The 23,904-nt window shown below is 64.3% G+C and carries 23 protein-coding genes; 8 read left to right on the top strand and 15 right to left on the bottom strand.

From position 1 onward, the window contains the following. Positions 1 to 16: 16 nt before the first annotated feature. Positions 17 to 505, bottom strand: coding sequence for a GNAT family N-acetyltransferase (locus tag LZA78_RS00170; RefSeq protein WP_233674937.1), 489 nt, complete (start codon positions 503 to 505; stop codon positions 17 to 19). 120 nt (positions 506 to 625) lie between these two features. Beyond that, complete coding sequence (gene scpA / locus LZA78_RS00165; RefSeq protein WP_233674936.1) at positions 626 to 2,755, bottom strand: methylmalonyl-CoA mutase; 2,130 nt, start codon at positions 2,753 to 2,755, stop codon at positions 626 to 628. Between the two features lie 203 nt (positions 2,756 to 2,958). On the opposite strand from scpA, the gene LZA78_RS00160 reads away from it, so the two are divergent. Beyond that, complete coding sequence (locus LZA78_RS00160; protein WP_233674935.1) at positions 2,959 to 3,426, top strand: DUF4174 domain-containing protein; 468 nt, start codon at positions 2,959 to 2,961, stop codon at positions 3,424 to 3,426. A gap of 7 nt (positions 3,427 to 3,433) precedes the next feature. On the opposite strand, the gene LZA78_RS00155 is transcribed toward LZA78_RS00160, so the two are convergent. The 7 genes from LZA78_RS00155 to LZA78_RS00130 form a co-directional block, all read right to left on the bottom strand. Further along, complete coding sequence (locus tag LZA78_RS00155; RefSeq protein ID WP_233674934.1) at positions 3,434 to 4,996, bottom strand: DUF8728 domain-containing protein; 1,563 nt, start codon at positions 4,994 to 4,996, stop codon at positions 3,434 to 3,436. A 1-nt stretch (position 4,997) separates the two neighbouring features. Continuing rightward, entirely contained in the window at positions 4,998 to 7,001 is a 2,004-nt protein-coding gene (locus LZA78_RS00150; protein ID WP_233674933.1) for an acetyl-CoA carboxylase biotin carboxylase subunit, read from the bottom strand. Between the two features lie 170 nt (positions 7,002 to 7,171). After that, on the bottom strand, positions 7,172 to 7,372 hold the full coding sequence (locus LZA78_RS00145; protein ID WP_233674932.1) for a YMGG-like glycine zipper-containing protein: 201 nt from the start codon (positions 7,370 to 7,372) through the stop codon (positions 7,172 to 7,174). 325 nt (positions 7,373 to 7,697) lie between these two features. Continuing rightward, positions 7,698 to 8,090, bottom strand: coding sequence for a hypothetical protein (locus tag LZA78_RS00140; RefSeq protein ID WP_233674931.1), 393 nt, complete (start codon positions 8,088 to 8,090; stop codon positions 7,698 to 7,700). Between the two features lie 576 nt (positions 8,091 to 8,666). Continuing rightward, positions 8,667 to 8,792 (bottom strand): hypothetical protein, encoded by a 126-nt coding sequence (locus LZA78_RS17755; protein WP_255697070.1) that lies wholly within the window; start codon positions 8,790 to 8,792, stop codon positions 8,667 to 8,669. 226 nt (positions 8,793 to 9,018) lie between these two features. Then, positions 9,019 to 9,438, bottom strand: coding sequence for a DUF6497 family protein (locus LZA78_RS00135; RefSeq protein WP_233674930.1), 420 nt, complete (start codon positions 9,436 to 9,438; stop codon positions 9,019 to 9,021). Between the two features lie 31 nt (positions 9,439 to 9,469). Further along, positions 9,470 to 11,002, bottom strand: coding sequence for an acyl-CoA carboxylase subunit beta (locus LZA78_RS00130; protein WP_233674929.1), 1,533 nt, complete (start codon positions 11,000 to 11,002; stop codon positions 9,470 to 9,472). 218 nt (positions 11,003 to 11,220) lie between these two features. Between LZA78_RS00130 and LZA78_RS00125 the strand changes: the two genes are divergently transcribed. The 3 genes from LZA78_RS00125 (at position 11,221) to LZA78_RS00115 (ending at position 14,281) form a co-directional block, all read left to right on the top strand. Beyond that, on the top strand, positions 11,221 to 11,571 hold the full coding sequence (locus LZA78_RS00125) for a DMT family protein (RefSeq protein ID WP_233674928.1): 351 nt from the start codon (positions 11,221 to 11,223) through the stop codon (positions 11,569 to 11,571). Positions 11,572 to 11,641: 70 nt separating this feature from the next. Then, positions 11,642 to 12,838 carry a multidrug effflux MFS transporter gene (locus tag LZA78_RS00120; protein WP_233674927.1) on the top strand — a complete coding sequence of 399 codons (1,197 nt, stop codon included), beginning with the start codon at positions 11,642 to 11,644 and terminating at the stop codon, positions 12,836 to 12,838. Positions 12,839 to 12,886: 48 nt separating this feature from the next. Continuing rightward, a complete protein-coding gene (locus tag LZA78_RS00115) occupies positions 12,887 to 14,281 on the top strand; it encodes a helix-turn-helix domain-containing protein (RefSeq protein WP_233674926.1) in 1,395 nt (464 codons plus the stop codon). Between the two features lie 46 nt (positions 14,282 to 14,327). On the opposite strand, the gene LZA78_RS00110 is transcribed toward LZA78_RS00115, so the two are convergent. The 4 genes from LZA78_RS00110 to betI form a co-directional block, all read right to left on the bottom strand. Then, positions 14,328 to 14,567: an HP1242/YdcH family protein gene (locus LZA78_RS00110; RefSeq protein ID WP_233674925.1), complete on the bottom strand. Its 240-nt coding sequence runs from the start codon at positions 14,565 to 14,567 to the stop codon at positions 14,328 to 14,330. Positions 14,568 to 14,649: 82 nt separating this feature from the next. Then, positions 14,650 to 16,305 (bottom strand): choline dehydrogenase, encoded by a 1,656-nt coding sequence (gene betA / locus LZA78_RS00105; RefSeq protein ID WP_233674924.1) that lies wholly within the window; start codon positions 16,303 to 16,305, stop codon positions 14,650 to 14,652. A gap of 59 nt (positions 16,306 to 16,364) precedes the next feature. Next, positions 16,365 to 17,816 carry a betaine-aldehyde dehydrogenase gene (betB, locus tag LZA78_RS00100; RefSeq protein WP_233674923.1) on the bottom strand — a complete coding sequence of 484 codons (1,452 nt, stop codon included), beginning with the start codon at positions 17,814 to 17,816 and terminating at the stop codon, positions 16,365 to 16,367. Continuing rightward, complete coding sequence (gene betI / locus LZA78_RS00095; RefSeq protein ID WP_233674922.1) at positions 17,813 to 18,394, bottom strand: transcriptional regulator BetI; 582 nt, start codon at positions 18,392 to 18,394, stop codon at positions 17,813 to 17,815. Before betI ends, betB begins: the two co-directional genes overlap by 4 nt. Before the next feature lie 118 nt (positions 18,395 to 18,512). Between betI and choX the strand changes: the two genes are divergently transcribed. From choX to choV, 3 genes are all read left to right on the top strand, one after another. Then, positions 18,513 to 19,442 (top strand): choline ABC transporter substrate-binding protein, encoded by a 930-nt coding sequence (gene choX / locus LZA78_RS00090; protein ID WP_233674921.1) that lies wholly within the window; start codon positions 18,513 to 18,515, stop codon positions 19,440 to 19,442. A gap of 66 nt (positions 19,443 to 19,508) precedes the next feature. After that, positions 19,509 to 20,345 (top strand): choline ABC transporter permease subunit, encoded by an 837-nt coding sequence (gene choW / locus LZA78_RS00085; protein ID WP_233675412.1) that lies wholly within the window; start codon positions 19,509 to 19,511, stop codon positions 20,343 to 20,345. Continuing rightward, positions 20,342 to 21,391 carry a choline ABC transporter ATP-binding protein gene (choV, locus tag LZA78_RS00080; RefSeq protein WP_233674920.1) on the top strand — a complete coding sequence of 350 codons (1,050 nt, stop codon included), beginning with the start codon at positions 20,342 to 20,344 and terminating at the stop codon, positions 21,389 to 21,391. The genes choW and choV overlap by 4 nt, the downstream gene beginning before the upstream one ends. Before the next feature lie 3 nt (positions 21,392 to 21,394). Here the strand turns inward: choV and LZA78_RS00075 are convergent, their stop codons facing one another. After that, positions 21,395 to 22,306 carry a DMT family transporter gene (locus LZA78_RS00075; protein WP_233674919.1) on the bottom strand — a complete coding sequence of 304 codons (912 nt, stop codon included), beginning with the start codon at positions 22,304 to 22,306 and terminating at the stop codon, positions 21,395 to 21,397. A 52-nt stretch (positions 22,307 to 22,358) separates the two neighbouring features. After that, the gene (locus tag LZA78_RS00070; RefSeq protein ID WP_233674918.1) at positions 22,359 to 22,961 is read right to left on the bottom strand and encodes a LysE/ArgO family amino acid transporter; all 603 of its coding nucleotides are present in this window, start codon (positions 22,959 to 22,961) and stop codon (positions 22,359 to 22,361) included. A gap of 74 nt (positions 22,962 to 23,035) precedes the next feature. Here LZA78_RS00070 and LZA78_RS00065 point away from each other — a divergent pair, with 74 nt between their 5' ends. Continuing rightward, positions 23,036 to 23,902: a LysR family transcriptional regulator ArgP gene (locus LZA78_RS00065; RefSeq protein ID WP_233674917.1), complete on the top strand. Its 867-nt coding sequence runs from the start codon at positions 23,036 to 23,038 to the stop codon at positions 23,900 to 23,902. The last annotated feature ends 2 nt before the right edge of the window (positions 23,903 to 23,904 follow it).

Genomic DNA, 23,904 nt, shown 5'->3' with positions numbered 1-23,904 from the left:
GGCTAACCTTATCGCGTCACAGGATCTTTTGCATCAGAACAAGGTCGATCCAGCGGTCGAATTTCCGCCCCGCCTCGCGCACGCGGCCTACCTCAACATAACCGACAGCCGCATGAAAGGCGACCCCGGCGGCATTCTCGGCCGATATCCCGCCCATCATGATATGTACGCCACCCGCCCGCGCATGGGCCTCAAGCGCATCCATCAATGCCCTCCCGGCACCGCGCCCGCGCGCCTCGGGCGCCAAGATGATCGTGTGCTCCATCGCGTGCCGATAGCCGTTCCCGCCCCGAAACTGCCCATAGGTGACGAAACCCAGAACCTGCCCCGCCTCCTCGGCCAACAAGAACTCCTGCCCCGCGTCGCGGCGCGCGGCAATCATCGCGCCCAGACTGTCGCCCGTCTTCTCCTCGCTCGAAAACGTCACCGTGGTGTCCCGGATCACCGGGTTCCAGAACGCAAGGATCGCGTCGTAATCGGCGGGCGTCGCGGGGCGGATGATCATGGGACTCTCCTGATTTCCGCGCGACACTGCGCCCGCAAAAGAAAAAGGGCAAGGTCTCCCCTGCCCCTTCAATTTGGCCCAAATATCCCGGGGGTCCGGGGGCAGCGCCCCCGGCTTCCCTCAGCCCTTGGTCGCGCGAACGATATCGAGGATCTCGCGCGCCGCGGCCGGAATGTTGGTACCCGGCCCGAAGATCGCCTTGACGCCCGCTTTCTTGAGGTAGTCGTAATCCTGCTGCGGGATCACGCCGCCACAGATCACGATGATGTCGTCGGCGCCCTTCTCCTTCAGCGCCTCGATCAGCTTCGGCGCGAGGGTCTTGTGACCCGCCGCCTGGCTCGAGATACCGACGATATGCACGTCATTGTCGATGGCGTCCTGCGCGGCCTCTTCCGGGGTCTGGAACAACGGACCCACATCGACGTCAAAGCCGATATCGGCGAACGCGGTCGCGATCACCTTGGCGCCGCGGTCATGCCCGTCCTGGCCCATCTTGACGACAAGCATGCGCGGACGACGGCCTTCAGCCTCGGCAAAGGCCTCGACGTCGCGCTGGATCTGGGCAAAACCCTCGTCGCCCTCATAAGCCGCACCGTAAACACCGGCGAGCGTCTTCACCTCGGCGCGGTGGCGCCCGAACACTTCTTCCATGGCCAACGAGATCTCCCCGACCGAGGCGCGCGCACGCGCCGCTTCGACAGCCGCCTCAAGCAGGTTGCCGCCCTCTTTCGCGCGACGGGTCACCTCGGCCAATGCCGCCTGGCACTTGGCCTCGTCCCGCTCGGCACGCATCTTGGTCAGACGCGCGATCTGGGCCTCGCGCACCTTCACGTTGTCGATGTCGAGAATGTCGATCGGGTCTTCCTTGGCCAGACGATACTTGTTCACGCCAACGATGACTTCCTCGCCACGGTCGATCATCGCCTGACGACGCGCCGCCGATTCCTCGATGCGCAGCTTCGGCATCCCCGAGGCAACCGCCTTGGTCATGCCGCCCATCTCCTCGACTTCCTCGATCAGCTTCCAGGCCTCTTCGGCCAGCTTCGCGGTGAGGCTTTCGATGTAATAGGAACCCGCCAGCGGATCGACGACATTGGTGATCCCGGTTTCTTCCTGCAAGATCAGCTGCGTGTTGCGCGCGATCCGGGCCGAGAAATCGGTCGGCAGCGCAATCGCCTCATCGAGCGCGTTGGTGTGCAGCGACTGCGTGCCACCAAGCGCCGCCGCCATCGCCTCATAGGCCGTGCGCACGACGTTGTTGTAGGGATCCTGCTCTTGCAGCGAGACGCCCGAGGTCTGGCAGTGCGTGCGCAGCATCAGCGAACCGGCCTTCTTCGGCTCGAATTCCTTCATGATGCGGGTCCAAAGCAGGCGCGCGGCGCGCAGCTTGGCCACTTCCATGAAGAAGTTCATGCCGATTGCGAAGAAGAACGACAGACGCCCGGCGAACTTGTCGACATCCATGCCGGCCGCGATGGCGGTGCGCACATATTCGCGCCCGTCGGCCAGGGTGTAGGCAAGCTCCTGCACCAGGTTCGCCCCGGCTTCCTGCATGTGGTAGCCCGAGATCGAGATCGAGTTGAACTTCGGCATCTCGTTCGAGGTGTATTCGATGATATCCGCAATGATCCGGATCGAGGGTTCCGGCGGGTAGATATAGGTGTTGCGGACCATGAACTCTTTCAGAATGTCGTTCTGAATGGTCCCCGAGAGCACCGAGCGGTCATGGCCCTGCTCTTCGCCGGTGACGATGAAGTTCGCCAGAACCGGGATCACCGCGCCGTTCATCGTCATCGAGACCGAGACCTTGTCGAGCGGGATACCGTCGAACAGGATCTTCATGTCCTCGACGCTGTCGATGGCCACGCCGGCCTTGCCGACATCGCCCACAACGCGCGGGTGATCCGAGTCGTAGCCACGGTGCGTCGCAAGGTCGAAAGCGACCGAGACGCCCTGCTGACCGGCGGCCAGCGCCTTACGGTAGAATGCGTTCGATTCCTCGGCAGTCGAGAAACCGGCATATTGGCGGATCGTCCAGGGGCGACCGGCATACATCGTCGCGCGCGGGCCACGGGTGAAGGGCTCGATCCCCGGCAGGCTGCCCAGATGGTCGAGGCCCTCAAGGTCGTCCTCGGTGTAGAGCGGCTTGACGGCGATGCCTTCCAGCGTGTTCCAGGTCAGGCTGTCGAGCGGCGTGTCGCGCAGTTCCTTCTGGGCAAGCTTGGCCCATTCCTCTTTCTTGTTCGTCATGGAACAATCCCTCTTCTGTGTCGCCGCCTCCGGGCTGCCCCGGCGCTGTTGCGTGCCTTTCATCCCCACCCGGCGGATCTAGCCCCCGCCAGGCAAACTCCCGTCTTCATTCGCCCGGTTCGAGCGAAAATCCTTTCCCGGCGGTCCGCGCACCATGGAACCCCAGCCCCGCGCCGCCTATATTCCAACCAAGGAGGGCCGTAATGTCAGCACCCAGAACCCTTGGATTCGCATTGTTTTTCGCGCTGTTGGCCGCGCTGATAGCGCCGTTGAGCGCGCAGGAAAGCCCCGCGACCGCTGCTGTCGAGGCCTTCGCCCCGGTAGACGGGGCTGAGGCCGACTTGGCCGCATATGTCTGGCAAAAACGCCCGGTGGTAGTGTTTGCCGACAGCCCCAACGACCCGGCCTTCACCGAGCAGCTGCGGCTTATCGAAGCGCGCTGGCCCGAACTGGCCGCGCGCGATGTGGTGGTGATCACCGACACAACGCCCACCCCGGCGTCCGATATCCGCCGCAAGCTGCGCCCGCGCGGCTTCTCGCTGGTGCTGATGACCAAGGACGGACAGGTTTCGATCCGCAAACCCCTGCCCTGGGACGGGCGCGAGATCATGCGCGCGATCGACAAGATGCCGATCCGGCGCGAAGAAATCCGCAACGGGGCAACACGATAAGCCACCATCATTGCGTCGCCTCCGCCAGTGTGAAATGGGCGTCGGCGGGCAGCGTCTGCGCAAAGGCATTTAGTTTTTCACGCAGGCCCGGCACGTATTCGGGCGCCGTGGCATAAAAGGCCACGCGCCAATCGGCCACCGTGCCACGCGGATTGTCCATGGTCAGCTCTCCCAACCGCTGCCATTCCGGCGCAACAGCATCGGCAAACCAGCTGTCATAGATCATCACAAGGCTGACGCCGTGCTGCGCCACCAGCGGCCCGCCCCAGCCGGGCTGAGGCCCACCGGGTCGCAGCCGCTCGGCCAACGCAGACGGCGATCCGAGTCCATAGAAATCAAATACATACTGATCGTTTTGCCAGGTCACCCAGCCCAGGTCATTCACCCCGACCGGCCCCTGCACATAGTCTTTGGCAAAACGAGCCATCTGCGCCTGCTGCAAATGGATCGCACGCGGCCCCCAGATCGAGCGTTTCGCCATGGAGTTTGCATAGGTAGCGCCCAAAACACCAAGCGAGAGCGCAAGTGCGGCAGCTGTCACACCCTTCCACACCGGCCCCATATAGGACAATGCCAATACAAGGCCGCCGACCAGAACCAGCAAGATGTAATGCTCGTAGCGGTTCATCCAGCCAATTCGGCCGCCGAGGAAATGCGCGATCCCCGCCAGACCGATAGCCCAGAACACCAGATACAGCCGCTCGCGGCGCAGGTTCTGAACAGCAAGCGCGATTAGCACCGTGAAAAAGCTCAGGGCCAGAAGGATCTGCCCCGGCGTCTTGCGGATATTCTCGATGATCGCGCGCACGAAGCCTGGCAGTTCCGGTCCATTGCCCGTGGTCAGTTGTGTCTTTGCGATGATGGAACCGGGCAGCGGCTCCAGCCCCAAGGACACAAGGAAACCCATGAAGGCCAGCACTGGCAGAATTGCTGCCAGCCCAAGCCCAAGCGCGGCAGCGAGCCGGCCACGCAGCAGCAACACGCCGCAGGCCGCCCCCGACAGGGCCAGCCCCTCAAGCCGCATCAGCGGTGCGCCGATCACCCCGATCACGAGCAGCGCCGAGATTCGGTCTTCCTGCACGAAAATCCACAGGCCCAGTAGGCAGGACAGCGCGAAGGCCGCGTGCAGGCTGTGCTCCATCCCCGCGAAGGCGACACCCGGCACGTTCAGCGCCAGCGGCCCGACGATCGCCAGCAAGACCGCCGCGACTCGCGACAGGTTCGCACGCGCAACCACCAGCCCCCACAGCGCGCCCACCGCAACGACACCGACGATGTTCCAGAACAGCGGCATCCAGCGCTGCATCTCGGTCCCAGCAAAGGGCACCAGCAGCAGCGGGTAAAGGATGGACGAGGCCGCCGAAGAGGCCTCGCCCGGATTGACGCCATAGGTGCCCGAGGCAATGCCCTCGGCCATGGCCATGTGGATGTAGACGTCATCCAGCGGATATTCGAAGACACCCGCCAGCGCCGCGGCCCACAGCTGCAACCCCGCGAACGCCGCCAATGAAACAATGGCAGAAAGCGCGGCACAGCCGAGAGCGTTTTCGCGGGCCGGCGAAAGCGTCATCTCATTCGAACTCCATGATCACGTCGTCAACCTTGAGCGAAGCGCCCGCAGCCGCGTTGATCTTCTTGACGACGCCCTTACGCTCGGCGCGCAGGATGTTTTCCATCTTCATCGCCTCGACGGTGGCCAGCGCCTGACCTTCCTGAACCTCCTGACCCTCCTCGACCGAGATCTTGACGACCAGGCCGGGCATCGGGCAGAGCAGGAACTTCGAGGTATCCGGCGGCAGCTTCTCGGGCATCAGCAGCGCGAGTTCGTGCTGACGCGGGGTGCGCACATGCACCTTCAGGTCGGCACCGCGCACACGGATGCGGAAGCCCATCGGGATCAGCCCGACCTTGAGCACCAGCGGCTCACCCGCAACATCGAGAACCGCCAGCGACTTGCCCGGCGTCCAGTCGGACGACACGCGCTTCTTGCCGCCATCCTTGAAGATGACGGTGGAACCATCGCGGTCGGCGTCGATATGCAGCGGGTATTCCTTGCCCTGCAGGCTCACGACCCATTCGTTGCCGACGTGACGCTCGTGGTTGCCAAGCGTGCCAGAGATGCGCGACTGGCGGATCTCCGAGACGCGGTTCATCGCGGCGGCGGCAGCGGCGACATCGCGCAGGACTTCCTCGTCCAGCTCGACGCCCTGAAAGCCCTCGGGGTATTCCTCGGCGATGAAGGCGGTGGTTATGTTGCCCTTGATGAAGCGGTCATGGTCCATCACCGCGCCCACGAAGGGCAGGTTGTGGCCGATGCCCTCGACCTCGAAGGTATCCAGCGCCAGACGCATCTCCTCGATGGCCTCGGCGCGGGTCGGCGCCCAAGTGCAGAGCTTGGCGATCATCGGGTCGTAATACATCGAGATCTCGCCGCCCTCATAGACGCCGGTATCGTTGCGCACGATCCCGCCGCGCGAGGTCGGGCCTTCGACCGGCGGCTGATACTTGGTCAGGCGGCCGATCGAGGGTAGGAAGTTGCGGTAGGGATCTTCGGCGTAAAGACGCGATTCAATCGCCCAGCCGTTGATCTTGAGGTCTTCCTGCTTGAAGGGCAGCGGCTCGCCATTGGCGACGCGGATCATCTGCTCGACAAGGTCCACGCCGGTGATCAGTTCGGTGACCGGGTGTTCCACCTGCAGACGGGTGTTCATCTCGAGGAAGTAGAAGTTCTTTTCGCCGTCCACGATGAATTCCACCGTGCCCGCCGACGTATAGCCCACGGCCTTGGCCAGCGCGCAGGCCTGCTCGCCCATGGCTTTGCGGGTGGCTTCGTCGAGGAAGGGCGACGGTGCCTCTTCGATGACCTTCTGGTTACGGCGCTGGATCGAGCATTCGCGCTCGTGCAGGTAGACGCAGTTGCCGTGCTTGTCGGCAAGCACCTGGATCTCGATGTGGCGCGGTTGGGTAACGAATTTCTCGATGAAGATACGGTCGTCGCCGAACGAGTTCGCAGCCTCGTTCTTCGAGCTCTCGAAGCCTTCGCGGGCCTCCTGCTCGTTCCAGGCGATCCGCATGCCCTTGCCGCCGCCGCCAGCCGAGGCCTTGATCATGACGGGATAGCCGATCTCGTTCGAGATCTTCACGGCCTCTTCGGCATCCGCGATCAGGCCCATATAGCCCGGCACGGTCGAAACGCCGGCTTCCTGCGCAATCTTCTTCGAGGTGATCTTGTCGCCCATCGCCTCGATTGCGGGCGACGGCGGGCCGACGAAGACAACGCCTTCCTTTTCAAGCGCACCGGCGAACTTCATGTTCTCGGACAGGAAGCCGTAGCCGGGGTGGACGGCCTCGGCGCCGGTCTGGCGGATGGCGTCCATGATCTTGTCGATCACGATATAGGACTGGTTCGCGGGCGGCGGGCCGATATGGACGGCCTCATCCGCCATCTTGACGTGCAGCGCATGCGCATCGGCGTCGGAATAGACGGCGACCGTCTTGATCCCCATCTTCTGCGCCGACTTGATGACGCGGCAGGCGATCTCGCCGCGGTTTGCGATCAGGATTTTCTTGAACATGTCAGTCCCTTCCCCTCGGGTGCGGATATCGGCCGCCCCGCTCTTCGTGATTGCTGGTTCGATTGATGGAAACAAAAATGCCACCGGGGAGGGAATCCCCGATGGCATTCAGATACGCATAACCCTGCAGGGCCGGGATCTGCCCGGCCGCAAGGCTGATGTTCAGTGTGTTACTGGCAGACGCCCATGTCGTCGCAATAGGTGCCAGCCAGAGCACCGATCGCCGCGCCCGCGACAACGTTGTTGTCAGTCGCATCCGCGATGAGCGCACCGGCGGCCGCACCGCCAAGGGCGCGCTGCCCTTCGGTTGCATAGCAGCCCGAGAGGACGGACACGGCGAGAACCGCGACGAGAACCGAATATTTGCGCATGTTGTACTGCCTCCATTCACAGGTTTGTTTGCCCATGATTCTAGCGCAGCCACGCGCGAAGAAAAGCAAATACCGCAATCTGCACGCCCTGCGGCGGTCAAATCGGCGGCACACCGCTGATCTTTCGAAGAAAGAAGCGGTCTGACCTGGCGGCCAGACCGCAGACAAAGGGAAGGGGTAGGGAAAATGCGCCGAACCGTATGCAGGGTAACATCGGTGCGCATTGCCCCATGCTGCGCCGCGCCAGCCTCATTGGCAAAGCCAAATCGCCCGATCGCGGCGCGATCGGCGACAAGTTGCCCATAGGTCAGCGAGACGCGCGGAATCATTCCCAATCGTCCTCCTCGTCGTCGTCCCACGCGAAGGCCTCGGGGTCTTCGAACACTTCCGGGAAGGAGGCTTGAGCTTTTTTGACATCGATGCGCAGCAGCGCCTCGTAAGAGCACGGATCGAAGGGATCGGTGGCGGGTACGACTTCGCGCCCGATCAGCCAGCTCAGACGACCAGCATCGAGATTGCCCCGCTCAAAGGTTTCTTCGCCGAACTGAGCCCACAGCGCGGCCATAAAGCCCGCGTCGGCGCGGCGATCAGCGGCCGCGCGGTCCTTGTAACGCTCGCGGCGGATAATCTTGGTCGCGCCGTTCTTGTTCGCGCGGCGGATCAGGAATTGGAAATCTGTCCCGGGCAGACGCCCCGGAAATCCACGGTGTTTCAGCATTGGGTGCCCTCCTGTGCGAAGGACACCCGATAACCCGTTTCACAGCCCGCCCGCAATGCGCGGACGGCTTCGAGGTCAACCGCCTGCAGCCGTACCGGGCGTACTATTAGGCTCGCGCCCCGGAGTGTCAGGCTCACGATTCCCGTCATCATCGGGAACACACATAACCGGGTTGTAAGCCGTCGATGCGACCGAGCTTTGCCCCGGCGGGCAGGGCGGAGGCGGGCAATCGGGCACCGAGGCCGGATATGCCGAGGTGACGCGCTCACCAGTTGGGCGGCATTCGCCGCCGGTCGGATTGCCGTATTTATCGTAGAAGACGGGCTCAGGCTGGATCGGCTCGGGCGCTGGCGGCGCACAGGCGACCAACGCGCCAGCGGCTGCGCAAGCCAAGACGGCAATGCGAACGAATGAATATTGCATGGTGGCACCTCCCCGAGCCGGTTGTTATTGGCTCGATGGTAGCGCCAACGTGTCGTCACGGCAACGAAGGATGCATAGGCTACGCGGAAACGGTCTGTCGCCGCGGCCTGTCGGGGGAACCGGGACAGGGCGACGCCCTGCCCCGCAACCGTCTTACTTGTACTTGCCGGTGAAAGTCGGCTCGGTCGAAACCGGCTCGGCAGGTGCCGGCTCGGTTTTCGGCGCGCAAGCAGCGGCGAAGGCGACCAGAGCGAGGGCGAGGATTGCTTTCTTCGACATTTGGAACTCCTGAGCGGGCTGGCGGAGGGAGCGATTCGCGTGTTTTCCCCAAGCCCTGTTGATAACGTGCAGAGCGGAAGCACCACCCCGGGGGCCTCACGGCCCCGCGACAATTTATCACTTTTGCTGCAATTGCATAGCGGACTGCTTTGCACGGAATGCAGGGCAGCCACGCGGCGGCGGAAACCCGCCACCCGGCCCGACATTTCATGTCCACGCAGTTGCATCAGAACAGCTCCCACTCACAGAGCCCATTCACGACGGAATAGGCCTCGAAGAATTGCACCGCCTCCTCGTCGGTCTCGCCGAATGGCACGACCCGGTCAGAAAGGCTGATAATCACCTGCGCTGGCCGTGGCCCGATAACGGGCAGCCTGGGCAGCGCGAACTCGTCACACAGCGCCTGCATGTCGGTTGCGGCAAGATCCGCATCCAGCGGCCCTTCCCCCCCGATCTGTGGCGCCAGAAATCGGAAGCGCATGGTCAGCCCCCCGGGCCCCGGCGCATCCGAGATGGTGTCGATCCAGCGCACCTCCTGCCCGGAAGGAACCGGCACCAGCACCCCGGCCCCATCCTGGGCCGAGACGGGCCGGGCAAACGCCGACATCAGCAAGGCCACCATAAAGCCCCTTGCCAGTCCCTGCATTCGCCCGGCCGCGCGCCCCATTCCGCGCCCCTCAGAGCGGAATGTTGTCGTGCTTTTTCCAGGGGTTCGACAGTTTCTTCGAGCGCAGCGAGGCAAATGCACGCGCCACCCGGCGACGGGTCGAATGCGGCTGGATCACCTCGTCGATGAAGCCCTTTTCGGCCGCCACGAAGGGGTTGGCGAAACGGTCTTCATAGTCCTTGGTGCGCGCCGCGATCTTCTCGGCATCGCCAAGCTCGCTGCGATAGAGGATCTCGACCGCGCCCTTGGCGCCCATTACCGCGATCTCGGCGGTCGGCCAGGCGTAGTTGAAATCGCCGCGCAGGTGCTTGGAGGCCATAACGTCATAGGCGCCGCCATAGGCCTTGCGGGTGATTACGGTAACCTTCGGAACGGTCGCCTCACCATAGGCGAAGAGCAGCTTCGCGCCGTGCTTGATGACGCCGCCGTATTCCTGGCCGGTACCGGGCAGGAAGCCGGGCACGTCCACCAGCGTCAGGATCGGAATCTCGAACGCGTCGCAGAAGCGCACGAAACGCGCGGCCTTGCGGCTCGAGTCGATGTCCAGGCAGCCCGCCAGCACCATCGGCTGGTTCGCCACGACGCCCACGGTCTGACCTTCCATGCGGATGAAGCCGGTGATGATGTTGCCCGCGTAATCCTTCTGGATCTCGAAGAAGTCGCCCTCGTCGGCGATCTTCACGATGAGTTCCTTCATGTCGTAGGGCATGTTGGGGTTGGCCGGGATCAGCGTATCGAGCGAATCCTCGACGCGCGCCACATCGTCGAAGAACGGTCGCACCGGCGCCTTTTCACGGTTCGACAGCGGCAGGAAATCGATCAGGCGGCGGGTCTCGGCGATCGCCTCGACATCGTTCTCATAGGCGCCGTCCGCGACCGAGGATTTCTTGGTGTGAGTCGACGCCCCGCCCAGTTCTTCGGCGGTGACGATCTCGTTGGTCACGGTCTTCACGACGTCGGGACCGGTCACGAACATGTAGGAGCTGTCCTTCACCATGAAGATGAAGTCGGTCATCGCCGGCGAATACACCGCGCCGCCCGCGCAGGGGCCCATGATCAGCGAGATCTGCGGCACCACGCCAGAGGCCATGATGTTGCGCTGGAACACCTCGGCGTACCCGGCAAGCGAGGCCACGCCTTCCTGGATACGCGCACCGCCCGAGTCGTTCATGCCGATGACCGGCGCGCCGTTCTGCATGGCCATATCCATGATCTTGCAGATCTTTTCGGCGTGGGTTTCGGATAGCGAGCCACCGAACACGGTGAAATCCTGCGAGAAGACATAGACCATGCGGCCGTTCACCGTGCCCCAGCCGGTGACAACGCCGTCGCCTGCGGGCTTTTCGCCCTGCATGCCGAAATCGGTGCAGCGGTGCGCCTTGAACATGTCGAATTCTTCGAACGAGCCTTCGTCGAGCAGAAGCTCGATCCGCTCGCGCGCCGTCAGTTTGCCCTTCGCGTGCTGCGCGTCGATCCGGCGCTGTCCGCCACCAAGGCGTGCTGCCGCGCGACGCTCTTCAAGCTGGTTCAGAATGTCTTTCATGGGGTCCCCTCCGAAGGTTTGAGGCACCCTATACGCGCGCAACAATATTACAAAGCAGATTTGCGAAAATTTGCAAATTATTGGCAGGCGCACGATTGCGAATTGCGAAGTCGCAAAATCTTCACCCGATTGTCACGCGAGGCAGGGCCCAAAACACTCTGGCAGAACAGGTGGCACGGAGCTAGAGCAACTCGGACACTTTCGTGATCGAGGCCGCCATGTCGCTCCCCGCCCCGCTGATTACCGTCCTGCTGCTGATTGCCTCGAACCTGTTCATGACCGTCGCCTGGTATGGGCATCTGCGGTTCCAGTCAGCCCCGATCATCGTGGCGATTCTGGTCAGCTGGGGCATCGCCTTCTTCGAATACGTCCTTCAGGTGCCCGCCAACCGGATCGGCTATGGCGCGCTCAGCGCCGCGCAGCTCAAGACGATTCAGGAGGTCATCTCGCTGACCATCTTCGTCGCCTTCAACGCGCTCTGGCTGGGGGAGCCTGTGACCCTGCGCACCGTTGCGGGCTTTGCGCTGATCGTCGCGGGGGTGGCGGTGATTTTCACCGGGCGCAGCTAAGCCGCACAAACTTGTGCTGCACACATTTTACCCGATGGACAAGGAACCTCGCTGCGCCTAGCGGTTGGGAATGGCTTTCCTCGACCGGCGCACCCATCCCAGTATCGTCACCCTTGTGCTCGTTTCCGGGCTCGGGGCGCTCAGCCTGAACATCTTCTTGCCCTCGCTGCCGGGCATGGCGCGGTTTTTCGGCGTGCCTTACGGGCAGATGCAGCTTGCGGTCTCGGGCTATCTTGCCGTGTCGGCGGGGCTGCAACTGGTGATCGGCCCGATCTCGGATCGCTACGGGCGGCGGCGGGTTCTGCTGACAGTGTTCTCAGTCTTCCTGCTGGCCACTGTCGCCACCCTGCTCGCGACAAGCTTCGAGACTTTTATAGCCGCACGCATGGTTCAGGCAGTCGTGGCCACCGCCTTCGTGCTGTCGCGCGCGACGGTTCGCGACATGGTGCCCGGCCCCGAGGCCGCGTCGGTCATCGGCTATGTGACCATGGGCATGTCGCTGGTGCCGATGATCGGCCCGGTGATCGGCGGCTTTCTGGACGAGGCTTTCGGCTGGCGCGCGAATTTCACCCTTTTGCTGGCCTTCGGCGTCGCGATCACGGCGCTGGTCTGGGCAGATATGGGCGAAACCACCGCCAAGGGCGGCGTCCCGTTCCGCGATCAATTACGCGCCTACCCGATCCTGCTGCGCTCGCAGCGGTTCTGGGGCTATTGCCTCGCCACCGCCTTCGCCTCGGGCCTGTTCTTCGCCTATCTGGGCGGCGCGCCTTTCGTGGGCGATCAGGTGTTTCACCTGACCTCGGCGCAGGTGGGCTATTTCTTCGCCCTGCCCGCCGTGGGTTATGCGATCGGCAACTACCTGTCGGGCCGCTTTGCAATGCGCGCGGGGATGGACCACATGGTGCTTTACGGCGCCTTGCTGGCCACCGCCGCGCTGATCGTGGCGCTTGGCGCGGAACTAGCGGGGATTTCCTCTCCGCTGATCTTCTTCTCGATGGTCGGCGTGACCGGCATGGGCAACGGCATCGCCCTGCCCTCGTCCAACGCGGGCATGATGTCGGTGCGCCCCGAACTGGCAGGAACCGCCTCGGGCCTTGGCGCCACGCTCAGCATTGGCGGGGGCGCGGCACTGGCCGCACTTTCGGGCGCAATGCTTGGCCCCGGCTCGGGCGCGATCCCGCTGGTGCTGATCATGCTGGCCTCTTCGGCAGCCTCGGTCGGCGCGATTCTGTGGGTCTTCCACCGCCGCAGACGACTGGGGATTTGACGCACTGCCTTTGCAAAGCTACCAATCTCTTTGCAAAGGGAGGACGCTATGGCGACTCAGAAACTCTATGCCGGGGTGAAGCTGCGCGAGACCCGCGCCCGCCTTGGCCTGACGCAAAAGGCCTTTGCCGACCGGCTCGGCGTCTCGCTGCCCTACCTCAACCAGATGGAGAACAACCATCGCCCGGTTTCGGCCGCGGTCGTGCTGGGATTGGCGGGCGAGTTCGGCCTCGATGTGACCGAGCTTTCCGCAGGCGATGCCGAGCGGCTCGTGTCGGACATGCGCGAGGCGCTGGCCGATCCGGTCTTTGCCGATGGCGCCCCGCCGCTGGCCGATCTGCGGCTGGCCGCATCGAACGCCCCGGCCCTTGCGCGATCTTTTCTGGAACTGCACCGCGCTTACCGACAGGCGCATGAACGCCTCGCCTCACTTGATGAGGCCCTAGGCCGCGAGGCCGGTCAGGCGATCGTCAGCCCCTGGGAAGAGGTGCGCGACTTCTTCCACTATTGCGACAACTATATCGACGTGGTCGATCGCGCGGCCGAGCGGTTTTCCTGCCCGGATGGCAAGCGGTTAGAGCCCATTCTTCGCGCAACCGAGGCACTGAACGCCCGCGGTATTGAGGTTCAATTCGCCGACACCGGCGCGCTGCGGACGCGCGAAGGCAAGACCATCACCCTCTCGGCCCATGCCGGGCGCCCGACACAGGCCTTTCAACTGCTGCATCAGGTCGCGCTGATCACGCAAAACGAGCTGCTTGAAGCCACGCTCGACCTCGCGCGTTTCCAGTCAGAAACCTCGCGCGCCATCGCCAAGATCGGCCTTGCGAACTACTTCGCCGGGGCCGCGCTGATGCCCTACCGCGCCTTTCTGGAGGCCGCGCAGGAAACCCGGCACGATCTTGAGCGCCTCGGCGATATGTTCGGCGCCTCGATCGAGCAGGTGGCGCATCGCCTCTCGACCCTCCAGCGCCCCGGCGCCAAGGGCATCCCCTTCTTCTTCGTGCGCGTCGATCAGGCCGGCACGATCACCAAGCGCCACTCGGCCACGCGCCTGCAATTCGCCCGCTTCGGCGGCGCCTGCCCACTGTGGAACGTCCATCAGGCGTTCGAAACCCCCACGCGCTTCCTGCGCCAACTGGCCGAAACCCCCGATGGCGTGCGCTACCTGTGCCTTGCCCGCGACGTCTCAAAGCCCGGCGGCTCCTTCACAGCGCCCGTGCGCCGCTACGCGATCTGTCTGGGATGCGAGGTGAGCCACGCCCGCGGCCTCGTCTATGCCGACGACATGGAGCTGTCGAACCCGCGCGCTTACCAGCCGATCGGCATCTCCTGCCGGATCTGCGAGCGCAAGGATTGCCACCAAAGATCGGTTCCGCCGCTCGAACGACGCCTGTCGGTCAACCCCGACAAACGCGGCCTTCTGCCCTACGACATCTCATGAAAAAAGCCCCGTTTTCCCGGGGCTTCTTCGTCGTTCTTCTCACGGATCACACCGCGGCGAGCATCCGTGCGATCTCATCCTTGATCGCGGTGCGCTTCTTGCGAAGCTCCACCTCGGCAAGGCTATCCATCGGGGTCACATTCGTTTCCGCATTGTGCACCCGGTCGTTGATCTCGTCATACTCGTTCAACAGACGTGCGAAATGCGCATTCGAACCTTTGAGTTCGCGCAGTTTCTCCATGTCAAAGGGGAATTCTTCCTGCAGCGTATGCGGGGTGTTCGACATGGGCTTTCTCCCTTTTCCTGTGTTTCGAATCGACCCTAGCGCCGCGCGCGCGTGCCGACTTTGACCCTAGTCAAACTCGCACTCAGCGCTGCGCGACACGCCAGTTCGGGTTGATCCAGGGCTCAACATTTTCCGACGGCAGACGGCGGCCAAGGATGTGGTCGGCCACCTTCTCGCCCGTCATGATCGAGGGCGCGTTGAGGTTGCCGTTGGTGATGCGCGGGAAGATCGAGCTGTCAGCGACCCGCAGCCCCTCGACCCCGATCACCCGACCCTCCGGGTTCACCACGGCAGTCGGATCGTCCGCCCGCCCCATGCGCGCCGTGCCGCAAGGGTGATAGGCGCTTTCGGCGTGCTCACGGATGAAGGCGTCGATTTCGTCGTCGCTTTGCACCGCCGCGCCGGGCTGGATCTCGTGCTTCACGTGCCCCGCCATCGCGGGCTGCGCAAAGACCTCGCGCGTTAGGCGGATCACCTTGCGGAACTCTTCCCAGTCGTCCGGGTGGCTCATGTAATTGAAGCTAATAGCGGGCGCCTCGCGCGGATCGGCGCTGCGCAGGGTCACCGCCCCGCGTGATTTCGAGCGCATCGGCCCGGTATGCACCTGGAACCCATGTCCCTCGGCCGCGGCCTTGCCATCGTAGCGCACCGCGATCGGCAGGAAATGATACTGGATGTCGGGATACTCGATCCCCGCGTCCGAGCGGATGAAGCCGCAGGCCTCGAACTGGTTCGAAGCACCAAGGCCCTGCTTGGTGAACAACCACTGCGCCCCGATCAGCGCCTTGCCCCACAGGTTCCAATATTTGTAAAGCGTGACGGGTTCTTGCGCGGCGAACTGCATGTAAACCTCAAGATGGTCCTGCAAGTTCGCGCCTACTCCGGGGCGGTCCGCGATCACCTCGATCCCATGCGCCGCCAGATGCGCCACAGGGCCGATCCCCGACAGCATCAGGAGCTTCGGCGTATTGATCGAGCTTGCCGCCAGGATCACCTCGGCCCGCGCCCGGATCACCTCAACCTTACCGCCACGCTCGATCTCGACCCCGGTCGCACGCCCCTTCTCGATCTGAACCTTGCGCGCCAAGCCACGGATAATGCTGACATTCCCACCCTTCATAGCAGGCCGCAGATAGGCATTCGCGGTGGACCAGCGCCGCCCCTTATAGATCGTGGCCTCCATCGGGCCAAAGCCCTCCTGCTGACCGCCGTTATAATCCCGCGTCACCGGGTAACCCGCCTGCTGGCCCGCCTTGATGAAGGCCTCGAACAGCGGATTGCGCCGCGGCCCGCGGGTGATATGCATCGGCCCCGAGGCGCCCCGCCACGCGGCATCCCCGCCATCATGGCCGCCGTGCCAGGTCTCCATCCGCTTGAAATAGGGCAGCACATCGGCATAGCCCCAGCCCTGCGCGCCCTGCTCGGCCCAGTGATCGAAATCGCAGGCATGCCCGCGCACATAGACCATCCCGTTGATCGAGGACGACCCGCCGATCACCTTCCCGCGTGGCGTCACCAGCCGCCTCCCGCCAAGCCCGGGCTCGGGCTCGGACATGAAGCCCCAGTCGTAGATCCCCATGTTCATTGGATAGGACAAAGCCGCGGGCATCTGGATGAACGGCCCCGCATCCGACCCGCCATGCTCGATAATCACAACTTTGCGCCCGGCCTCGGCCAGCCGATAGGCCAGCGCCGAACCGCCTGAGCCCGCTCCAATGACAACGTAATCCGCTTCCATCGTTCCTGCTTTCTTCTTGGCCGAAATACCTCGGGGCCCGGGGCAGCGCCCCGGTTCCGTCAATAGGGGCTCTCGACCGGCCCCATGCCCACGTAGACGGCCTTTACTTGCGTGTAATGCTCAACCGCCGCTCTCGAGTTCTCGCGCCCGAGGCCCGAGGCCTTGACGGCCCCGAAAGGCATCTCGACCGGCGTCAGGTTGTAGGCGTTGATCCAGCAGGTGCCAGCCTCAAGCTGCGCGATCACCCGATGCCCGCGCGCCAGATCGGCGGTAAAGACGCCCGCCGCCAGGCCAAACTCGGTCCCGTTGGCACGCGCGATCACCTCGTCCTCGGTCTCGAAATCCAGCACCGACATGACCGGCCCAAAGATTTCCTCGCGCGCGATGGTCATATCGTCGGTCACATCGGCGAAAACGGTGGGCTGCACGAAAAGCGGCCCCTCGTTGCCCGAGGCGCCACCGCTAACCAGCCGCGCGCCTTCGGCCTTGGCGGTCTCGATATAGCCCATGACCTTCTCGTGCTGCGCAGCCGAGATCACCGGGCCGAACTGCGTGCCCTCATCCAGCGGATCGCCCGCGATGATGGCTGCCGTGCGCTCGGCCAGACGCTTCAGGAAGGCCTCCTTGATGCCCTTCTGCACGAAGACCCGCGTGCCGTTCGAACAGATCTGCCCCGATGAGTAGAAGTTCCCCAGCATCGCTGCCCCGATCGCGCTTTCGATATCAGCATCCTCGAACACGATCAGCGGGGATTTGCCGCCCAGTTCCATCGTGACATGCTTCATGCCAGCGGCGGCCGAGGCATAGACCTTGGCGCCCGTCGGCACCGATCCGGTCAGCGAAACCTTGGCAATCCGCGAATCGGTGGACAGCGCAGCGCCCACCGCACCACGCCCCTGAATCACGTTGAAGACGCCGGCGGGCATCCCCGCCTCGACGAAGATCTGCGCCAGTTGCAGCGCCCCAAGCGGCGTCATTTCCGAGGGTTTGAACACCATCGCATTGCCCGTGGACAGCGCCGGAGCGGCCTTCCAGCAGGCGATCTGGCTGGGGTAATTCCACGCGCCGATGCCGACGCAAACGCCCAGAGGCTCGCGGATCGTATAGGCGAAATCGCCGCCCAGGGGGATCGTCTCGCCGGTCAGCGTGGGCGCCAGACCCGCGAAGAATTCAAGACTGTCGGCCCCCGAAGGCCAGTCGGCGCAGCGCGTCTCCTGGATCGGTTTGCCGGTGTCGAGCGTCTCAAGCCGCGCCAGTTCCTCGCCGCGTTCGCGGATAATATCGGCCGCGCGGCGCAGGATGCGGGCGCGTTCGACCGGCTTCATCGCGGCCCATTTGCGCTGCGCCGCAACCGCGCCCGAGATCGCGACATCGACCACCGCGGGCGTCGCCGCGTGCAGTCGCGCGATCACCTCGAGCGTGCCGGGGTAGATCACCTCGATCACCTCACCAGCGGTATCTTCCAGCCATTCGCCATTGACGAAATGGCTCGCTTTCGGTTGTGCCTTCATGCTTTTCCCTCCAGCTCGCGTTCCAAATATTCCGTAACGATTTTAAGTGCATAGCGCCGATCCGGCGCGCCTTCCGCCAGCGCCGCGCGGATATAGACCCCGTCGATCAGTGCGCCGAGGCCGCGCGCCACCGCCTCGGCCCGCGATCCCACCAGCGGGCGCAGCTCGTGGCGCAGGTTCGAGCGCAGCCTGCGCTGATAGACATGCAGCAGACGCCGCGCCTCGGGCTGGGTCTGCGACAGAACGTAGAAATTCAACCAGGCCGAGATCACCTCGCGCCGGAAGCTGCCCACACCGAACGAGCCCGCCACGATCGCCCGCAGCCGCGCCTCGGGGCCGGTCGCGGTGGCCAGCGCCCCGCGCACCTCGGCTCCGTAAAGCGTCAGGATCGAGCGCATGGCCGCCAGAAAGATCTGCTCCTTCGAGCCGAAGTAGTGATGCGCCAGCGCCGAGCTCATGCCCGCCCGCCGCGCGATCTGCGCAACCGTGACTTCAAGCGATCCCGCCTCGCCCACCGTCTCGATGGTGGCTTTCACCAGGGCGGCCCGTCGAATAGGCTCTGCGCCAAGCTTCGGCATGGGTTTTGTAACCTTTCTGCAAAAAGTGCTTGCCTTTTCCGAGCTACAGGTAAGTTTATTGACTCGTCAATCAACAAAAAACGCCTGAACCACAACTGGGCTAACTAGGGAGACTGAAATGACCCTTCGTTCCATCCTGCTGGCGGGCGCCGCCAGCATCGCGCTGACCTCGGCCGCGGGTGCCGCTGGCTGCGACAAGGTGACCTTCTCGGATGTGGGCTGGACCGACATCACCGCCACCACCGCCGTCACCACCACCGTCCTGCAGGCGCTCGGCTATGAGACCGACATTAAGCTGCTCTCGGTGCCGGTGACCTACACCGCGCTCTCGACCGGCGACGTGGACGTGTTCCTTGGCAACTGGATGCCGACCATGGAGGCCGACATCGCCCCCTACCGCGACAACGGCACGGTCGAGACGGTTCGCACCAACCTTGTGGGCGCGAAATACACGCTGGCAACCAACGCTGCGGGCGCGGCCCTTGGCATCAAGGATTTCGCCGACATCGCCGCGAACAAGGATGCGCTTGAGGGCAAGATCTACGGCATCGAGCCGGGTAATGACGGCAACCGCCTGATCATGGACATGATCGGCGCAGACGCCTTCGGCCTGACCGGCTTCGAGGTCGTGGAAAGCTCGGAACAGGGGATGCTGGCCCAGGTCGAGCGCGCCGACAAGGCGGGCAAGCCGGTGATCTTCCTCGGCTGGGAACCGCATCCGATGAACGCCAATTTCGACATGACCTACCTTGCGGGCGGCGACGATTTCTTCGGCCCGAACTTCGGCGGCGCCGAGGTGGCGACGAACGTGCGCAAGGGCTATGTTGCCGATTGCGCAAACACCGGTAAGCTGCTGGAAAACCTCGAATTCTCGCTCGCGATGGAGAACGAGATCATGGGCGCGATCCTCAACGAGGGCGAAGACCCGGCCGCCGCCGCCAAGGCCTGGCTGGCCGCCCATCCCGAGGTGCTCGGCCCCTGGCTTGAGGGCGTGACCACCAAGGACGGCGGCGATGCCGTGGCCGCCGTGACCGCCGCGCTGAAGTAACCCCGGACCAGGTGTGCGGCGCGACCCGCCGCACACCGCCCACGCGCTCAAGGGAGAAACCGCGTGATGGAGTGGCTTACGGCCCACAAGATACCTGTCGGCAAAACCGCGAAGCTCGTTTTCGACTGGCTCAAGGACAATGCCGGCGCCTTTTTCGATACGCTCGCGGCCCTGATGCAAGGGCTGATCGACGCGATCCTCTGGGTCTTGCAGACCCCGCACCCCTTGGTGATCATCGCCGTTTTCGTCGGCTTCACCTATGTCATGCAACGCAACTGGAAGACCGCCCTGCTGGTTCTGCTCGGGTTCATGTTCATCCTCAATCAGGGATACTGGAAGAACACGACCGAGAGCCTCACGCTCGTGCTGTCGGCCTGCGTGGTGTGTATGGCCATCGGCGTGCCGATCGGCATTGCTGCGGCGCATCGCCCGCGCCTGTTCGCCTTCATGCAGCCGATCCTTGACCTGATGCAGACGCTGCCGACCTTCGTCTATCTGATCCCGGCCATCGTCTTCTTCGGCATCGGCATGGTGCCGGGCCTGATCGCCACGGTGATCTTCGTGCTGCCCGCCCCCATTCGCCTGACGCATCTTGGCGTCTCCTCGACCCCCGAGGCACTGCTCGAGGCCGCCCGTGCCTTCGGCGGCACGCCCCGGCAGGTGCTTTGGAAGGTCGAACTGCCCTATGCCACGCCGCAGATCATGGCGGGGCTAAACCAGACGATCATGCTATCGCTCTCGATGGTAGTGATCGCCGCACTGGTCGGCGCGAACGGGCTTGGCGTGCCGGTCGTGCGGGCGCTGAACTCGGTCAACACCGCGCTCGGCTTTGAATCGGGCTTCATTATCGTTGTCGTCGCGATCATCCTTGACCGGATGCTGCGCGTGGGAGGCCGCAAATGACCCAAACGACCGATCCCAAGCAAACCGCAGGCGTCGCCGTCAAATTCGACAATGTTTCCATTGTCTTCGGCGACCATGCTGATCGCGCCCTGCCGCTGATGGATCAGGGTCTGACCCGGTCCGAGATCCAGAAGGCCACCGGCCAGGTTCTGGGTGTGCATGACTGCTCGCTCGACGTGGCGGAGGGCGAGATCCTCGTGCTGATGGGCCTGTCAGGCTCGGGCAAATCCACGCTTCTGCGCGCGGTGAACGGGCTCAACCCGGTCTGCCGCGGCGCCGTGCATGTCTGCGACGGCAACGCGCTAGTGGATGTCACCCATGCCGACCCGGCCACCCTGCGTCGCATCCGGCTGCACCGCGTCGCCATGGTCTTCCAGCAATTCGGCCTGCTGCCCTGGCGCACGGTGCGCGAGAATGTCGGCCTCGGGCTGGAACTCGACGGCATGTCCAAGGCCGAGCGGCACGAACGCGTTGACACGCAGCTTGAACTCGTCGGCCTGTCGAACTGGGCCGAGCGCAAGGTGGGGGAGCTGTCGGGCGGGATGCAGCAGCGCGTGGGTCTGGCCCGCGCCTTCGCGACCGAAGCGCCGATCCTGCTGATGGACGAGCCCTTCTCGGCCCTCGATCCGCTGATCCGAGCCAAGTTGCAGGACGAGTTGCTGGAACTGCAATCGACCCTCAAGCGCACGATCATCTTCGTCAGCCACGACCTAGATGAGGCCTTCAAGCTAGGCAACCGCATCGCCCTGATGGAGGGCGGACGCATCGTCCAGCTTGGCACGGCGCGCGAGATCATCGCCAACCCGGTCAACGACTATGTCGCTGATTTCGTTGCGCATATGAACCCGCTTGGCGTGCTGACCGCCGAGGATCTGGCCGAGTCCGGCCCCGCCGATGGCCCGGCGCTGGAGCTTGATACGCCTGTGAAAGACGTGATGGAGATGCTGCGCTCCGTTCCGGCCGTGGCCCTGAGCGATGGCCGTCGGATCACGCGCGAGGGCGTCATCGGGCGGCTGATTGACCCGCGCGGCGGCATGGGCGCCTGATCGTCAGACCTTGGTCTGCGGAATCGCCGGGGTCACCCCCCGGCGTTTCATTTTGGCCTCGCGCCATGTCACATAGCTGACCGCCCCGATGATCATGCCGCCGCCAAGCAGCACATAGGGGTCGATATGCTCGCCAAACAGCAGCAGGCCTGCGGTCGAGCCGAAGACAAGTTGCAGGAAGGCCACCGGCTGTGTCACCGTCACCGGCGCACAGGCAAAGGCACGGGTCATGCAGTAATGCGCCAAAGTCGCGAAAACCGCCGTCAGGCCCAGCCAGAGCGTCTCGTTCAGGTTCATGGGCTGCCAGACGGCGATGGCGAAAGGCGCAAGGCAGAGCGTAATGCTCAGCGTCATCAGCGCCACGATGATGCTGGCCGGCGTATGGGCGCTGAGGTGCTTGGCGACCAGATAGGCCAGCCCGAAGAAGATCGCAGCGCCAAGCTGCGCGACATGGCCCGGCGCGACCTCGCGCAGGCCTGGGCGCAGGATGATCAGCGCGCCGATAAGCGCGACCGCGATGGCCGCGCCCCGGCGCCAGGCAAAGCCCTCGCCCAGCAAAAGCGCGCCGCCAAGCGTCACGACGATCGGGTTAAGGTAGCCGATGGCGGTGACATCGGCGATTGGGATCCGCGCCATGGCGTAGAACCACAGCAGCACCGCCAGCGCCTGCGTCGCGCCGCGCAGCCCGAACAGCCCCCAGATCCGCGCCGAGAACCGCATCTTGCGCAACTGCCAGATCGCCGGCGCCACGAACAGGATCCCCCAAAGGAACCGCACGAACGAGGTCTGCGCTGCGGGCAGATCGGCGCCAAGATGGTGGACGATGACATTGACGCCCGTAAAGCTGAGCGTCGTGGCCAGCATCCACATCACACCCAGCACGGGCCGATCCTGCGAGGGGGCGTGTGCGTTCATCGCGCCAGATGATCCGATCCCGCAGCGCCCCGCAAGGCCCTGATTGTATGGGTTACAGCCCGCCCCAGATCAGCTTGGCCGCGACAGACCAAAGGATCAGCGCCACACAAGCCTCGAGTACGCGCCAAGCCACGGGTCGCGCGAACAGCGGCGCCAGAAGCCGCGCGCCATATGCCAGCGCCATGAAGAACGAGAACGAGGCCGCCGATGCCCCCGCCCAGAAGACCAGCCCCTGCCCCGGAAACTGCGCCGAGACCGCACCGATCAGCACGACGGTATCCAGCCAGACATGCGGATTGGCCCAGGTGATCGCCGCCAGCGTCAGCATCACCGTACGCAGGCTTTGCTTGCCGCCATTCGTGGCCTCAAGCGCCTCGCCGCCACGCCAGGCGGCCAGTGCCGCGCGCGCGCCATACCACAGCAGGAACGCGACCCCGCCCCACCGGAGCGCCTCGGCCAGCCAGGGGGCCGAGCGGGTCGCCACCGCAAAGCCCGAAACCCCAAGCGCGATCAGCGCCGCATCCGAGGCCGCGCAGAACAACGCGACGGGCAGCACATGCTCGCGCCGCAGGCCTTGGCGCAGAACGAAGGCGTTCTGCGCCCCAATCGCGACGATCAATCCCAGGGTCAGCTTGAAGCCAGAAACGAAAACCATGTGGCACCTCCGGGCTTTTCCCTAGCCGGCGCCGCGATTTCATGCGACTTATTTTGTGTTATCCAAAATAAGGAATGCTTATGCTGGACTATGCCGCGCTTGAGGCTCTTGCCGCCGTGATCTCGACAGGTTCCTTCGAGGGCGCTGCGGGGCGACTGCATGTCACGCAGCCCGCCATCTCGCAGCGCATCAAGCAGCTTGAAGAGCGAATGGGCGCAGTGCTGATCGTGCGCGGCACGCCCTGCACCGGGACCGAGCTGGGCCTGCGCCTCGCCCGCCACGCCGAGGCCGTGGCGCTAATGGAGGCCGATCTCGCCCCGCACGACGCCGCCCCCACCGTTCGCATCGCGGTCAATGCCGACAGCCTGGCGACCTGGGTCTTGCCCGCGCTGGCGGAGGTGGAGGGGCAACTCTTCGATCTGGTGATTGACGATCAGGATCACTCGGCCGACTGGCTGCGGCGCGGAGAGGTGGTCGGCGCCGTCACCGCCTCGGCCACGGCGGTTCCGGGGTGTGATGTCACCCCACTCGGATCGCTGCGCTATTTCGCTACAGCCTCGCCCGCCTTCGTCAAACGCCACTTTCCGCAGGGGATCACCGCGCAGGCGCTGGCCGAGGCCCCGGCCATCGTCTTCAATGAAAAAGACCGGCTGCAAAACGACTGGGCACGGCGCGAGACCGGGCAAAGCCCTGCCCTGCCCCAGCATCGCATCGCCTCCAGTGCGGGCTTCGTCGAGGCCTCGCTTCTGGGCATGGGATGGGGAATGAACCCCGAGCAGATGGTGGGCCGCGCGATCACAGCAGGCCGGCTTGTGGCTCTGTCGCCCGAGCCGCTTGAGGTGCCGCTTTACTGGCAAAGCCTGCGGCGCCTGCGCGCGCCACTGGCACCGCTGACCCGCGCGATCCGCAAGGCGGCCGCGCAGGTCCTGTTGCAGGTCTAGGC

It is taken from the genome of Rhodobacter flavimaris, from assembly GCF_021378075.1.
Classification (GTDB): domain Bacteria; phylum Pseudomonadota; class Alphaproteobacteria; order Rhodobacterales; family Rhodobacteraceae; genus Rhodobacter; species Rhodobacter flavimaris.
Note: the sequence above shows the minus strand (reverse complement) of the source record. Positions and strands in the feature narration are given on the sequence as shown.